At 54.1% G+C, this 14,910-nt stretch carries 12 protein-coding genes, 1 tRNA gene and 1 pseudogene; 7 read left to right on the top strand and 7 right to left on the bottom strand.

Going from position 1 to position 14,910, the window contains the following annotated elements; translation table 11 throughout:
• Positions 1-12 precede the first annotated feature (12 nt).
• Positions 13-1,308 (top strand): citrate synthase, encoded by a 1,296-nt coding sequence (gltA, locus tag ACZ1HE_RS12765; protein WP_472621326.1) that lies wholly within the window; start codon positions 13-15, stop codon positions 1,306-1,308.
• Between the two features lie 335 nt (positions 1,309-1,643).
• Complete coding sequence (locus ACZ1HE_RS12770; RefSeq protein ID WP_472621328.1) at positions 1,644-2,420, top strand: calcium-binding protein; 777 nt, start codon at positions 1,644-1,646, stop codon at positions 2,418-2,420.
• A 5-nt stretch (positions 2,421-2,425) separates the two neighbouring features.
• On the opposite strand, the pseudogene ACZ1HE_RS12775 reads toward ACZ1HE_RS12770, so the two are convergent.
• A pseudogene (locus ACZ1HE_RS12775) lies at positions 2,426-3,515 on the bottom strand (PA0069 family radical SAM protein).
• A 368-nt stretch (positions 3,516-3,883) separates the two neighbouring features.
• Here ACZ1HE_RS12775 and ACZ1HE_RS12780 point away from each other — a divergent pair.
• From ACZ1HE_RS12780 to ACZ1HE_RS12790, 3 genes are all read left to right on the top strand, one after another.
• Positions 3,884-4,582: a corrinoid protein gene (locus tag ACZ1HE_RS12780; RefSeq protein ID WP_085795326.1), complete on the top strand. Its 699-nt coding sequence runs from the start codon at positions 3,884-3,886 to the stop codon at positions 4,580-4,582.
• Positions 4,583-4,896: 314 nt separating this feature from the next.
• Positions 4,897-5,679, top strand: a complete 783-nt coding sequence (locus tag ACZ1HE_RS12785) for a phosphatase PAP2 family protein (protein WP_472621330.1) — start codon at positions 4,897-4,899, stop codon at positions 5,677-5,679.
• Between the two features lie 168 nt (positions 5,680-5,847).
• Positions 5,848-6,519 carry a DUF1638 domain-containing protein gene (locus ACZ1HE_RS12790; RefSeq protein WP_472621332.1) on the top strand — a complete coding sequence of 224 codons (672 nt, stop codon included), beginning with the start codon at positions 5,848-5,850 and terminating at the stop codon, positions 6,517-6,519.
• Between the two features lie 49 nt (positions 6,520-6,568).
• Here the strand turns inward: ACZ1HE_RS12790 and ACZ1HE_RS12795 are convergent, their stop codons facing one another.
• Positions 6,569-6,979, bottom strand: a complete 411-nt coding sequence (locus ACZ1HE_RS12795) for a SufE family protein (protein ID WP_472621334.1) — start codon at positions 6,977-6,979, stop codon at positions 6,569-6,571.
• 152 nt (positions 6,980-7,131) lie between these two features.
• Here ACZ1HE_RS12795 and ACZ1HE_RS12800 point away from each other — a divergent pair, with 152 nt between their 5' ends.
• Positions 7,132-7,656, top strand: coding sequence for a hypothetical protein (locus ACZ1HE_RS12800; RefSeq protein ID WP_472621336.1), 525 nt, complete (start codon positions 7,132-7,134; stop codon positions 7,654-7,656).
• A 113-nt stretch (positions 7,657-7,769) separates the two neighbouring features.
• On the opposite strand, the gene rnd is transcribed toward ACZ1HE_RS12800, so the two are convergent.
• From rnd to purM, 3 genes are all read right to left on the bottom strand, one after another.
• Positions 7,770-8,927 (bottom strand): ribonuclease D, encoded by a 1,158-nt coding sequence (gene rnd / locus ACZ1HE_RS12805; RefSeq protein WP_472621338.1) that lies wholly within the window; start codon positions 8,925-8,927, stop codon positions 7,770-7,772.
• A 123-nt stretch (positions 8,928-9,050) separates the two neighbouring features.
• On the bottom strand, positions 9,051-9,647 hold the full coding sequence (gene purN / locus ACZ1HE_RS12810; protein ID WP_472621340.1) for a phosphoribosylglycinamide formyltransferase: 597 nt from the start codon (positions 9,645-9,647) through the stop codon (positions 9,051-9,053).
• Positions 9,644-10,690, bottom strand: coding sequence for a phosphoribosylformylglycinamidine cyclo-ligase (purM, locus tag ACZ1HE_RS12815; protein ID WP_472621342.1), 1,047 nt, complete (start codon positions 10,688-10,690; stop codon positions 9,644-9,646). Before purM ends, purN begins: the two co-directional genes overlap by 4 nt.
• 106 nt (positions 10,691-10,796) lie before the next feature.
• Between purM and ACZ1HE_RS12820 the strand changes: the two genes are divergently transcribed.
• Positions 10,797-10,872 (top strand) — tRNA-Ile (locus tag ACZ1HE_RS12820).
• A gap of 288 nt (positions 10,873-11,160) precedes the next feature.
• Here the strand turns inward: ACZ1HE_RS12820 and ACZ1HE_RS12825 are convergent.
• Together ACZ1HE_RS12825 and ACZ1HE_RS12830 are read right to left on the bottom strand one after the other, a co-directional pair.
• Entirely contained in the window at positions 11,161-13,122 is a 1,962-nt protein-coding gene (locus tag ACZ1HE_RS12825; protein ID WP_472621344.1) for a hypothetical protein, read from the bottom strand.
• Positions 13,123-13,560: 438 nt separating this feature from the next.
• On the bottom strand, positions 13,561-14,880 hold the full coding sequence (locus tag ACZ1HE_RS12830; protein WP_472621346.1) for an ATP-binding protein: 1,320 nt from the start codon (positions 14,878-14,880) through the stop codon (positions 13,561-13,563).
• Between the last annotated feature and the right edge of the window lie 30 nt (positions 14,881-14,910).

The following is a 14,910-nucleotide window of genomic DNA, read 5'->3' on the forward strand; positions in this document are numbered from 1 at the left end:
GAAGGGACATCTATGACCGAGAACAATAAATCAGCCACGCTAAGCCTGAATGGCGAAACCTACGAGCTGCCCATTTTCTCTCCGACTGCTGGTCCGGACGTCATCGACATCCGCAAGCTTTATGGCACTGCGGGTGTGTTCACGTATGACCCCGGTTTCACATCAACCGCCAGCTGTGACAGCACCATCACATACATTGATGGCATCAAGGGCGAATTGCTGCATCGCGGCTACCCCATTGACCAATTGGCAAGCAAATCGCACTTCCTCGAAGTGTGCTATCTGCTGCTTTACGGTGAATTGCCGGTTGCTGCGGATCTGGAGAAATTCGAAAGCACCATCACGCGTCACACGATGCTGCACGAGCAGATGCACAACTTTTTCCGTGGCTTCCGCCGGGACGCACATCCAATGGCCATCATGGTGGGTGTGGTTGGCGCCATGTCGGCGTTTTATCACGATCTGACGGACATCTCAGATCCTCAACAACGCGAGATTGCTTCGCATCGCCTGATCGCAAAAATGCCGACCATTGCTGCGATGGCATACAAATATTCCATCGGACAGCCGTTCATCTATCCACGCAATGACCTCGACTATGCGTCTAACTTCCTGCGCATGTGTTTCGCTGTTCCAGCCGAGGACTATGAGGTCAACCCGATCCTGAGCCGGGCCATGGATCGCATCCTGACCCTGCACGCTGATCACGAGCAGAACGCTTCCACCTCGACCGTTCGTCTGGCGTCTTCATCCGGGGCCAACCCGTTTGCCTGTATCGCGGCGGGTATTGCATGTCTCTGGGGGCCTGCTCACGGTGGTGCCAACCAGGCTTGTCTGGAAATGCTCAAGGAAATCGGCACTGTCGATCGCATCCCCGAGTTCATTGCCCGCGCCAAGGACAAGGACGACCCGTTCCGACTGATGGGTTTCGGCCACCGCGTCTACAAAAACTTCGATCCGCGCGCGACTGTGATGAAACAGTCGGCTGACGAAGTTCTGGATTTGCTTGGCGTCGAAAACAACCCTGTTTTGCAGGTCGCTAAGGAACTGGAAAAGGCGGCTCTGGAAGACCCCTACTTCGCAGACAAGAAGCTGTTCCCGAATGTTGATTTCTATTCGGGCATCATCCTTGAGGCGATGGGTTTCCCCACGTCGATGTTCACCCCGATCTTTGCGCTGTCACGCACCGTCGGCTGGATTTCGCAGTGGAAGGAAATGATCGGCGACCCGCAAAACAAGATCGGCCGTCCGCGCCAGCTGTATCTGGGCGAAACAGAACGCGACTATGTCGACATCGAAAATCGCTGATCTGTAGATCCAAATTTTCTTCGACCCTCGCATGTCACATGCGGGGGTCTTTTTGTTTGAACAGATTGTTTCCAAATTTTACTGTCAATTTTGGAAACTAAACGATTGCGCCGCCATTGACGCCAAATAACGTCAAGCTGTAATTGCTTGTAAAATTGTTCCTTTTTGGATTTTGTCGTATGTGGTTGATTATGTTGCTTGGTATTGGGGCACTTGCCTAGCGCGGTGGCCTTGGGTGACAGCGACGACGGCGCGGATGGCATGGAGGGACAGGCTCCTGAACCGGAAGTAGATCCTGATCCTCTTATTGCACTACCGCTTCCGCCCCGAACCCGGTGCCGGAACCGACACCAGAACCAGAACCAACGCCTGAACGCGAACCGACGCCTGATCCGGAAGAAACACTTCGCAGTGGTACGCCAGGTAACGATCTGTTTCGCGGTGATGTTCAAGCTGATCGTTTTAGCGGTCTTGGCGGCAACGACTCCATCTTCGGGGCGGACGGCGACGACCAGTTGAATGGCAACAATGGCGACGACGTCAATATCCTGTTAGGAGGTTCTGGTGGGGACAGCTTAAACGGGGACGCCGAAGAAGACCTCCTTCTTGGGGGGACCGGGGCTGATACGATTGTCGGCGACGGCGGTGATGATGTCATTTATGGCGGGAATTTTTTCTCTCGGGAGCTTTCACTTGATGAATGGGTTCAAGTTCTCACAAGTTCGAATGTAGAATTTGAGCTGATATTCTCGGGTTCAACACCTGCCCCTACAGACGACAACATCGCGGATCTACTCGATGGTGGCGACGGTAACGATACACTCGGCGCAGCAAGCGGCGATACCGTGATCACTGGCGACGGAAAGGATACGGTCTTGTATTGGGGCGACGGCAGTGAAGCTGCGCGCATCACCGACTTTGATAGCCGTGAAGATCGCATTGTCATTCAATGCGAAAACCTGTTCGTCGACCAGCCAGTTTACCGGCTTGAAACCAACGAAGACGGCAGCCAAAGCCTGTTTGAAGACAACAAGGAACTTGTAATTTTTGAACGCGGCGACGTCAGTTTGGCTGATATCTTGGTCAATGATCCATTGCTCATTCCAACTTAGACCTTTCAAAACAACGACAACTGATCTCCAGGCAATTCTGGCACCTTAAACAGATCCTGGCGCAATGCTTCGGTTTTTTGGCGCAAACCCAACCGTCGCGTGGCGATGTCAAACCGCTGCGCAATAACCGCGGCATACTGTCCTTCACCGCGCATTCGGTGTCCCCATCGCGGATCATAGTCCCGTCCGCCGTGCATCTCGCGCAGACGGGCCATGATACGTTCTGCCCGGTTGGGTTCATGTTCTGCCAGCCACGCCTGCCACAAGCCAGAGACCTCACGCGGCAGTCGCAGCATGATCCAACTGGCCGCGTCCGCGCCGAGCATCTTTACCCGCAGCCAACAGCCCCTCTAGCTCGTGATCGGTCAGACCCGGCACCAAAGGTGAAGTCATGACCCGAACTGGCACCCCTGCCCCGGTTAACGCGCGAATGACCCGCAAACGCTGTATCGGCCCCGGTGCACGCGGCTCCATACGGCGAGACAGTTCCGGATCCAGTGTTGTGAGGGAAACACCCACGCGCACCAAACCCTTGCGTGCCATTGGAGCCAAAATATCCAGATCTCGCTCAATCATTGTGCCCTTTGTCACAATTGCCACCGGGCTGTTGAATTTCGCCAGAACTTCGAGACATGACCGCGTGATTTTCATATCCCGCTCAATGGGTTGATAGGGATCAGTGTTTGTTCCGATTGCAATCGGTGCAACCTTGTATTTCTTAGCGCTCAATTCTCGTTGCAACACTTCGGCCGCGTTGGGTCGAGCTATCAATCGGGTTTCAAAATCCAAGCCGGGTGACAAACCCAGATAGGCATGGGTAGGACGCGCAAAACAGTAACTGCACCCATGCTCGCAACCGCGATAAGGATTGATCGACCGATCAAAAGGCAGGTCCGGAGACCGATTGTACGTGATCAGGCTGCGGGCAACTTCACATGAGACATGTGTACGAAGCGGAGGAAGGTCGTCTTTTGTGGTCCACCCGTCATCAAATCGCACACGTGTCGTGGCCTCGTACCGACCTGACGCGTTTGACTCGACACCTCGGCCGCGTATCGCGCGCCCCAAAAGGCGTTCTGTGTCCGAATGATCCATTTGACGAAATATGGAACATAACAAGAACATTAACAAGCGCCAATCAATGAGAACTTCTGCGGTGCAGAAAATAACTCTCTGAAAGAATTTATGTTTCACGGATTAGGTTGCGTTGAAGTCGCGTTGAATCTGCGCACCCAGATTCGCGAAATCAACCTATGCCAATCCGCATCGCCAACTGCCTGTTATGCGGATTTTCAAACATCTTCCTGCGGATTTCTCATTATCAATCCTGCAAAATCGCACCTATAGGTCGGTTGCAGAACCATCAGTGTCGCAACTGACGCAGTCGAAACGCAGTCAAACGGCAAAAACAGAAAAAACGGCCATCAGTCGGGCGCGCCCCGCACAGCTTAAGGAATCGCACCATGTCGGAAGAAGATGACATCATCCTGTCGGAACTCGACGACGAGGAACTTGTCCAACAGATGTTCGACGACCTTTATGACGGTCTCAAGGAAGAGATCGAAGAAGGCGTCAACATTCTTCTCGAACGCAAATGGATGCCCTATGACATCCTGACCAAAGCTTTGGTCGGTGGCATGACCATCGTGGGCGCTGACTTCCGGGACGGCATCCTGTTCGTGCCCGAGGTTCTGCTGGCGGCAAACGCGATGAAGGGTGGCATGCACATCCTGAAGCCGCTGCTGGCTGAAACTGGCGCGCCGCGCGTTGGCAAGATGGTTATCGGCACCGTCAAAGGCGACATCCACGACATCGGCAAGAACCTGGTGTCGATGATGATGGAAGGCGCCGGTTTCGAGGTGGTCGATCTGGGCATCAACAACCCTGTCGAGAACTATCTGGAAGCGTTGGAAAACGAAGAGCCCGACATTCTGGGCATGTCCGCCCTGCTGACAACCACAATGCCCTATATGAAGGTCGTGATCGACACGATGGTCGAACAGGGCATTCGCGATGACTATATCGTTCTGGTTGGCGGTGCGCCTCTGAACGAAGAATTCGGCAAAGCAATCGGCGCGGACGCCTATTGCCGTGATGCAGCTGTGGCCGTGGAAACCGCCAAAGATTTTGTCGGTCGCAAGCACAACCAACTCAGCGCCTGATCCGGTTGTTCTGAAGGTTTTAGAGGCCTCGCCAAGTGGCGAGGCCTTTTGTATTTGTCAGAAACAAAAAATTCAGTTCTTCTACAGAGAGCGATCATTCGACCCAATTTGTCACAAGCTCAGACTGACCTTACATGCGCCTAAGCCCGATCTGTCCCCGCTGGTTATTCATATCCGTTTTTCTCGTTTCACTAATCAACATATCGATCCTGGTTTCCAGTCGCGCCACGTTTCAGTTTTCAAAGGCGTGGCCACTTGGGGTCCTGATTGTCCTTCTGTTTGCAGTATATATTCAGAGACCCAAGACCACTGATTTGCCATATTGGAAAGTGGTCGTCTTCAGGGTGTGCGAAGGGTTGTTATTCCTGCAATTGGCCTGGCTCAACATCCGTACATTCAACCACCTCAGCATGATGATGCCAGTTCCGTTAACAGATGACTTGCTGTTGAAATGGGATCAGATGCTTGGGCTGGATTGGCTTGCCTACTTTGAATTTATTCACGCGCATCCGTCTATTATCAAATTGTACGACGCTAGCTATGAATCCCTGTCATTGCTCAGCTTGTGTGCATTGATTGTATTGTGTTTCTTTCGCGATCCGCGTCGAGTGCGGTACTTTGTCGAGGTGTTTTTTACGACTGCAATGTTTTGCGCGGTAGTAGGTGCTTTTTTCCCGGCAAAGGCAGCGGTGTTCACACTGATTCCCGATTTGGCTGCTTACCCAAATTTTGCAGCGACCCCGCCTGGGATTTATCACTTGGTCTATCTGGACACGCTGCGCGACAGCACCAAAGCCGTGGCACTCGACCCAAACTCAATGCCTGGGCTTGTGACCTTTCCGTCCTTTCACACCGCTGCTGGCATCATCTTGATCTTGGCCTTCTGGCGCACCTGGCTCTTTGTTCCGGTTCTGCTTTATTCAGTCGTCATGATCGCGTCGACGCCAGTGTTCGGTGGTCATTACTTTATTGACCTCGTTGCAGGCACCGCCGTCGCTTTGGCAATTGGGCATTACTTTGCCTCTCGCCCCCTCTATTCCGGGTTGTTCACCTCAAGAAAACCAAATTTGGTCCCCCCTGATGTGGAGCCCGGATAACCCAAGCCACCCTGCGATTCCGGGGTTTGGATGCCTTTTCCGGTACGTTTGTGCGCTTTTGAACACTGATGGAAACATGTCGCTGTCTTAGCGTGGCCTGTCGGTTCAATGCTTGCGTACTGATCAGTTCTGCGGTTTCCTGATCCCCCGATGCCTGGACAAATTGCCATGTCACACGACGATCTTCCCGATGACGACAGCCTGACCCGCAAGGGATATGCTTCCGAAACAAAACAACAACCTTTGCTGCTAATCGCTTGCGGAGCACTTGCGCGCGAGATTGTTGATCTGAAGGCTCGTAACGGCTGGGATCACATGGCACTGACCTGCCTGCCCGCGATTTTACACATCCATCCCGAAAAGATCACGCAGGCGGTCGAAGACACCGTAGCCAAACATCGCGACGATTATGAACAGATATTCGTTGTCTACGCCGATTGCGGTACAGGTGGATTGTTACAGGCCGCGTGCGAGCGTTTGGGCGTCGAGATGATCAAGGGACCGCATTGCTATTCGTTCTTTGAGGGCAACGATACCTTCTCGGAGCGCGAAGAAGACGAAATGACTGCGTTCTATTTGACAGATTTCCTGGCCCGGCAGTTCGACGCGTTCGTCTGGAAGCCCATGGGGTTGGATCGCCATCCAGAGTTACGCGACATGTACTTTGGCAACTACACGAAAGTTGTCTATCAAGCACAGACCGACGATCCAAAGCTCACCGCACGCGCGCGCGAGGTTGCAGATCGCATGGGATTGGCTTTTGAGCGGCGTTTCACCGGTTACGGCGATCTAGAGACCACCATGGCGGCTTGGGCAAAACCGCCCTCGTCTACCAGCTAAAAAACAGCCTGGAGCGACTGGGTGGCAGGCCCAAGCGAGCTTGCCCCGTTCATACTGCCGCAAACGCGACCTCTTGAATGCGTGCAATCATGGACCGCACGCCATTAGACCTTTGCGCAGACAGATGCTCATTCAATCCCAGACGCTCCAGTTCGGCCCGCGCGTCCACCTGCCCCACTTGCGACACAGGCAGACCGTTATAGAGCGCGCGAAGAACCGCGATCAGACCGCGTACAATCAACGCGTCGCTATCTCCGTCAAAGTGAAAGACACCGTTTTCTATGGTGGGCTGCAACCAGACCTGGCTGGCACAACCATGAACTTTGGTTGCAGGAACTTTGAACGCCTCGTCCAGAGGATCCATTGCCTTGCCCTGTTCGATCACGTGTCGATAGCGGTCTTCCCAATCATCCAGGAATTCAAAATCTTCCACCAAGTCTTCGAACGCGGCACTGGCCATAGGTGATCTTCCTTCAGTCTGCTGGCCTGTGACCTAAGCCGCCTGCTGGCCTCTGTCCAGACCTACGACGGCTTTTCAATGTGCCGCAGATGCGGTAACCGGTAACAACGAAAAGACTTGCAACAAAGACGTTCAATATGGGGCGGGGCAAAATGAACAAACCTCTTGCAGTTCTCCTAATCGCTGGCCTGACTTTGTCGGCTTGCAGCAGTTGGCGCAGCTCGCGAGCAAATCCGACAAACTGGTTTGGCAGCAGCACGTCCGCCCCGGTCGAGACAGCGGCAGTGCCGGTTGAAACCAACCCACTGATCCCACCAAAGCGCGCAGGTATCCTGGCTCGGCCCGAGGCAGAAGACCGTAGCGTTCCGATAGCCAACATCGCCGATATGCGGATCGATCCCACCCCAAGCGGTGCCATCGTGAATGTAACTGGAATCGCAAACAGGCAAGGCGCCTTTGGTGCTGAGTTGCGCCTGGACCAAACAGAAGAAAACGCAAAGAACGGCGTGCTGTCTTACACTTTCTTAGTCTCCTACCCGGAAACACCGACCCCACAAGGTTCTGAGCGATCCCGAACTATCAATCAAGCGATCTCCCTTTCCAATCAAGATCTGGAAAGCGTCCGTTTGATCCGTGTTGTCGGACAGCAAAACGCAAGAGAATCTCGCCGCCGTTAACTGGTCAAAGAGAGCGTTTGAAAATTTGCGGAACTTCCGCATTTGATTGTGTTGTTCAGTGGCGCAGGCGGTTTGCGAAGCAATCCAAGTGTCAAACGACCCTGAATACCGCGCTAGATTGAAACCACTTTGACGGCTTGCCCCTTGGCGGTAAGGGCAATCTTGCCTTCACACAAACGCAAGGCGTCTTCTCCAAAGACTTCATAGCGCCATCCTGTCAAAGCAGGCACATCGCGAACACCGGCCGCGATTGCATCCAGATCCGAGCTTGGTGCAATGAGCTTGGCCGCCACTCCCGCGCTTTCAGTTTTGGATTTTAACAAAACACGGAGCAAATCTGCCAGCGCCGGATTGACTTGCAACTTATCGCGACTCTTGTCGATCTTTGGGTGTTTGTCCTGAGGACAATCCACGCCACGTTTGACAGCAGCCAAAATCCCTTCGGAAACTGCACCCTTGCGCGCCTCGCGCAGCAACAGTCGAGAATTGCCCAGATCCGAACCACTTTTGGGTTTGGTCGAAGCCAATTCGATCAGTGCATCATCCTTAAAAACGCGGTTGCGTGGCACGTTGTTGGTCTGTGCATGCTCTTCGCGAAATTGAGCCAATTCACGTACGACGGCCAAAAACTTGCCAGACGTCGTGCGTGTCTTCACCCTTTTCCAGGCGTCCTTTGGCTCAATCTCATAGGTCGCCGGAGCTGTCAGAATGGCTAACTCCTCGGTCACCCAACGGCTACGGCCCGATTTCTCAAGCTCGGTTTTCAGATGTTCATAGATTTTGCGGAGATGCGTCACGTCCGCCAGAGCATAGGTTTTCTGAGCGCTGCTCAGGGGGCGACGGGACCAGTCTGTAAAGCGGGATGTTTTATCCAACCCTTCTTTGCAGATCTTGCGCACCAGAGTTTCATAGCCCACCTGCTCTCCAAATCCACAAACCATTGCAGCGACTTGCGTGTCGAACAAGGGTTCGGGAAACACTTTGGCATCGATCCAGAATATCTCTAGGTCCTGACGGGCGGCATGGAAAACCTTGACCACGTCAGTATTGCGAAACAGCTCGTGCAGCGGTTCCAGCGACATTCCTTCGGCCAGAGGGTCGACTAGAACGGCGTTTTCATCCCCTTCTCCGGGAAAGGCCAACTGAACCAGACATAACTTGGAATAATATGTCCGTTCCCGAAGGAATTCAGTGTCAACAGTCACATAGGGATGTTCAGCTGCCGCCGTGCAAAAGTCGGCGAGGTCTTGCGTCGAGGTGAGGGTTTTCATCCGGCCAGTTTGTTTGCTCTTATTGCTTCTACGCCTGTATCCCGGCGTTTGAGGGTAGTGTTCGCGACCTTACGACTAATCACAAGACTGTGTAAATCCACAGGTCTCAAATTGACAAAAAACTTAACTCAGAAGGACCTGAGTGCGGTCATTTTGGGCAAACCGGCGTAAAACCGCCGGGTACAGACGGTGCTCTTGGACCAGAACTCGTGCAGCAAGAGTGGCCGGTGTGTCATTTGCCAGAACCGGTACCCGCGCCTGTCCCAGAATTGGGCCATCGTCCAGCGCCGCTGTCACCTCATGGACACTGCATCCATGTTCGCAATCACCTGCCTCTAGCGCACGCGCATGGGTATTGAGGCCCTTGTATTTTGGCAGAAGCGACGGGTGAATATTCAACATCCTCCCTTGAAACTGCGAAACAAAGTCTCCGGTCAAAACTCGCATGAACCCGGCCAAACAAACGATGTCCGGTTTGGCAGCCAACATAGGTTTGATCAGCTCAGCCTCAAACGCTGCGCGGTCGCCGTTGAACGGGCGATGATCAACCCAAGCCGTGGCTACACCACGCTCGGCTGCCTTTTTCAGTCCACCTGCGTGCTCGTCGTTGGACAACACCAAGCAAGGTCGAGCCGGATGATCACCTGCCATGCTTTCAAGCAGGGCCACCATGTTGGAGCCCCCACCCGAGAGCAGAATCGCAACACGCTTGTGGGTCACAGCAACTGGCCCGAATAGGCAACGCCCGCAGTTCCAGTGACCGAGCCTAGGCGCGCCACGCTCTCTCCCGCCTCGGTCAACAGTTCGGTCAAGGCGTCGGCCTGCCCGGCATCACAGACGACAATCATGCCAATGCCACAGTTAAAGGTCTTGAGCATTTCCCTTTCGACGATACCACCGGTGTTTGCCATCCATTTGAAAACCGGCGGCAGATCCCAAGCGCTCAGGTCAATCTCTGCACCCATACCGTCGGGCAGAACTCGTGGCAGGTTTTCGGTCAAGCCACCGCCGGTAATATGGGCCAGGGCATGAACGCCACCTGCGCGGATCGCATCCAACACCGATTTCACATAAAGACGCGTGGGTGTCAGTAGCACTTCGCCTACGGTGCCCTCGCCAAACGGGCAATCCGATTCCCAGGTCAGACCCGAGACCTCGACCAGTTTGCGCACCAGCGAATAGCCGTTGGAATGCACCCCGTCAGAGGCCAACCCAAGCAGCACATCGCCCTCGGTAACTCCGGCAGGCAGCGCGGCACCGCGTTCCATCGCACCGACGGAAAAGCCCGCAAGGTCAAAATCACCCTCGGGGTACATGCCCGGCATTTCCGCGGTTTCACCACCGATCAATGCACAGTTCGAGCGTACACAGCCCTCGGCGATGCCTTCGATGATGCGCGCGGCAGTTTCAGTTTCTAATTTGCCGGTCGCGAAATAATCGAGGAAAAACAGCGGCTCAGCCCCTTGGCAGACCAGATCGTTGACGCACATGGCCACCAGGTCGATGCCCACGCCATCGACAACTCCCGTGTCAATTGCGATCCGCAGCTTTGTTCCAACCCCATCGGTGGCTCCGACCAGAATGGGATCGTTGTATCCTGCATCCTTGAGATCAAAAAGCGCGCCAAATCCACCCAGACCGCTCATCACGCCAGAGCGATTGGTGCGCTTGGCAGCGGGCTTGATCCGGTCGACCAGAGCGTTACCTGCATCAATATCTACGCCTGCTTCGGCGTAGGTCATCCCGTTCTTGCCCGCTGTCATCGGTCCATCCTCATGTTTCCTGACGCGCGGGTTAGTCGATTGTGCCCGCTCATGCAACGGTCAGGCTTGACGCGGGTGTGGATCATGATACGGATGGGCCCAAGGTGGGCCTGTAGCTCAACGGTTAGAGCAGAGCGCTCATAACGCTTTGGTTGGGGGTTCAAATCCCTCCGGGCCTACCAGATTTTTGGCAAAAAATTTTATAATCAATCCCCAGCGTCCCACGCCCAAAAATGCCGCCTGCTAAGTATCAATCGGTTACGAGCAAGGTGTACCGCGGCCTTTGATAACAACGCACAAATTGACCAAAAAAGTCCAAACCCAGATGCGGGGTATCGGGCGCATGCACCCGACTGGATCACCCCACACCCGGTCGTACTTTAATGACGGGAAAGAAATCACCAAATGCGATGGGATATGAGCCTGATAGCTGCCCTCCCATCGCCTTTGGGTCAGGTAAATCCCAAACCTTAGATCCCTGCTTCGTCGATGACACAATTGACGTACTCGGCACCAGCAGTGTTGACAGACCCCGAAATGACATTGATTCCACGAACACCGTAGAGCCCGCGTTCGATCACGCCAACAATCAGCACGTTTTCTATCCGGTTCTTTTTACTGCCAACCAATTCAATGTTCTCGTGATCATCATTGCCGCGTTTGAACCGGCCAGTGATCCGGGCCCCACCAAGGGCATGATCAGACGACGTTTTGATCTGAACCACACTGTGGGCGGGACTGCCAATGATATCTGCGTCCAAGTTAACGTGCAAAAAGTCGCAACCTCCTTTGGACAAAGAGGCACGGAGCGCCTCTTGTGCGCAGTTTACAACCGACCCCTTGATACGAACCAAAGACATCGCCGCACCTATCGGCTTCACAAGAACACCTTTGGCACCGGACCCTTGAACATCGACTTCGATATCTGCCCACCATTTCTCGCCTGCATAGTTCACCTTGCATTGCGAATGCGCAGCGTGGCGCCCGACGCCGTGCATGTTGATAACCGCCCCACGAACGGTGGCGTTGGCACCCTGGATCATCAGGCCATCCTCACCGTCCTCGAATGACGCTCCTTCGTGGGTCACCTGATCGACACTGCATTCAAGACAGGGCGCGTGCTGGTCATAGACAGCAGCCAACGGGTTCACCACGTGCACCTGATCGGTGTGAACATTGACATTTACGCCGTCGTTTCCGGTTCCCGTAACACCGTGTCGCAAGTCCTGCCCCATCAGGGTGCCGGTGCGCCCATTCTGGCATCCATCACGGTAACAGATTCCGTAGTTGAGCTTAAATTGCCCCGAGCCGTTCGCATGGGTGGCACCCAAGTGAAAATCCGCACAGGTCGTCAAAACAAGATTTCGATCCCGAATACCGTCAAAGTGCAACGTCCCGGTGCGCAGACCGGTTGTAAAGCGAAAATCAATGCCGTTCGACTGGGTGCCGTCGCCAATTACGCTTACGTTGTCCCAAAAGCCGACTGGAATCCGGGTAACCTTCATCAGAACTGCATTGTCGGTGACCAAATAGGAAAAGCGCACCGGTCGGTCAAACTTTAGTGACGTGTCAGAATCGACCGACGCGACTACGAGCTCCTCGCTCAGATAAGTGTCACCGGACTTCCACCAATAGTCCTCCGACATCAAGCGGACCGTGTCACCGGCGGCAAACTCCGACGTGTCAGCAAGTGCGATTGTCATATCCGCGCTTGTGACATCCTTCGTGACGGTTACCCCCGGCTCCAATCCACCGCCTATGGTTTCAAGAACAGCCGAATTACTGTCTGTTGCCACACCAGTCGCATCCAGGATGGCGTTGGTCAGGCCCGTGCCCGCAACAAACGTCAAGGGTTCGCCCAAGACATATCGTTCCCCGTCCCCATCCAACTGAATCCCGTCAGAAAGAGCGGCGGCCAGGCTTTCAAAGTGGCCCACACGCGCCTGCCCGTTTGGCGACCACGTCCGCCCGTCTCCGGTGACCAAAGCCGTCCCGGATGGGTCATATACATAGTGATAATCTGCAACGGCAATGTGCGTCGCAGCCCCTGTCTGGCCCGAAACAGCGCTTGTCGCACAGGCGCGGGTATCAAATGAGATGTCCTGTTGTGAAGACGCCGACGCACTCTGTCGCAGGATTGGATTAGGAACCGGACCATCAGCAACCCGCAGAACCGGCGGCTCGGCAGGTTGAACAAGCTGAGAATCTGCCGAGGTATCATAAGTCCAGCGCATTTTCAGGCGCAGTTCACCGTTGCGCCGTTCGATGGAACCGACAAAAGGATGATCACCCACGAGATCGATTTTTCCACCATTGGGAACATTGGACAGGTCAAATGACACCGTGTCGACAGTTATGGTGTCACCTGACACGCTCGCCACGGTTTCACGAGTGCCGGTTGGACCGGCAAAGGGCAAAATTGTAATCTGCATCGTCAGTTCCACGTTCCTTTTGCAAACCAAGTCACTACGATACCCATCGAAAAGTCGTGGTTTGCTTAATGATACGAACGGTACATTCTAATCTGCGTCATCGCCATGTTGCCGTAACTTTCAACAATCAATTCGAAAAAAGAAGGCCCCTCACAGTCGAAACCGTAGGGGAAGCACCAAGGTTTGGCGAGCAGGAAAAAACACATAAGATCAACATCATCTGCCCCTTTAAAGGGGACCGGTCAAACAACGACAAAGCTTCTCTGGCGTTGCACCGCGCAAGATGACTTTAACCGACACCGGCAGAGAACACGTCACATTTTCGGCAACGGAAAAGCAAATACGAAACTATGATTTGTTAATCTGGTACAAGTTTTTTTATCGGACAGTTTTCCAAAGAAACAAACGCCCTCTCAGACAGACCAATTTGAGGCACGTTCAGCGTCCGATAACGATATCCGCCTGCAATCCGCCAAGCGATTCACTTTCTCCCATGCGCAAGGTTCCCCCATGTGCGCGAGCAATATCCGCCACAATGGCAAGGCCCAGGCCAACACCCGATCCAAGGTTCTGATTGCGCGCCGGATCAAGGCGAGAAAACGGTTTGACCGCCTCTTCCCGCATCTCGGCAGGAATCCCGGGCCCATCGTCTTCGACGCGTATGCGCAGAGATTTCTGCGTCATAACCATACTGACATTCGCTTGCGTTCCATACCTGACGGCATTGCCGATCAGGTTTTCCACTGCGCGCCGTATGGCCAATGGACGCAGCATGATGTCACCCTGACCTTCGCATGCGGTTAAAGTAACGTTCCTGCCCGCCCGACGCGCATCATCCACGATCCTCTGCACAAGACTTGCTGGATCTGTTGGCTCAGGAGCAGCTTCAGACGCACCACGTGAGAATTCCAGAAAGGCATCAAGAAGTTGCTGCATCTCGTCGACATCCCGGAGCATCGGCTCAGCGTCTTCTTCATCTAGCATCGACAAGCCAAGCTTGAGTCGGGTCAGTGGCGTGCGCAAGTCATGGCTAACCCCGGACAACATTAGGGTTCGTTGTTCAATCTGACGCTCGATCCGTGCTCGCATGTTCAAAAACGCACTGCCTGCCGCGCGAACCTCGATGGCGCCGGATGGCCAATAAGGCACAGTGTTTCCGCGCCCAAACGCTTGCGCAGCGTTGGCCAGACGGGTGATTGGCCTGAGCTGATTGCGCATATACAGGAACGAAATCGCCGTCATCAAAATTCCAAAGAACACCATCGTCACGATCAATTGATGTGGCGCCGCCGGGGACAACCTGCGCCTGTCAAACGACACTTCGACCGGCCCTAAATCGGATTCGACATAAACATGGGCTACCCTGCTGTCAGGCAAGATCACTGCCAAGGTACCCTGTAAACGATTGTGAAAGGTGTTTGTTACGATGCGCCCGGTGTAGTCATACCAACGGCGACTGTCTTTTGTCGGGATTTCATCATCGTTTGCAAAGCGCACCTGCATTTGCAACGCAGACAGAAACGGGCGCATAGATGCCAACATGTCCTGTTGGTTCTGGGCGTTGTTTGCCTGTTGTCCGATCATCTCGATCTCGCGGACGATGGTCAGCGTCATCTGCTTGGTGACGTCCTCAAGGTTTCGTTGAATGAAGGCAACAGAAACAACAAGTTGCAGTACAATCACCGGCAAAACCAGGATCAGCGCAGCGCGGCCATACAGGCTGCGCGGCATATAGTATTTGAGCCAACGGAAGTTCATGCGCTAAGCCTAACGGGCACGCAGCACAAG

The sequence above is a fragment of the Falsiruegeria sp. JB4-1 genome, from assembly GCF_055693495.1.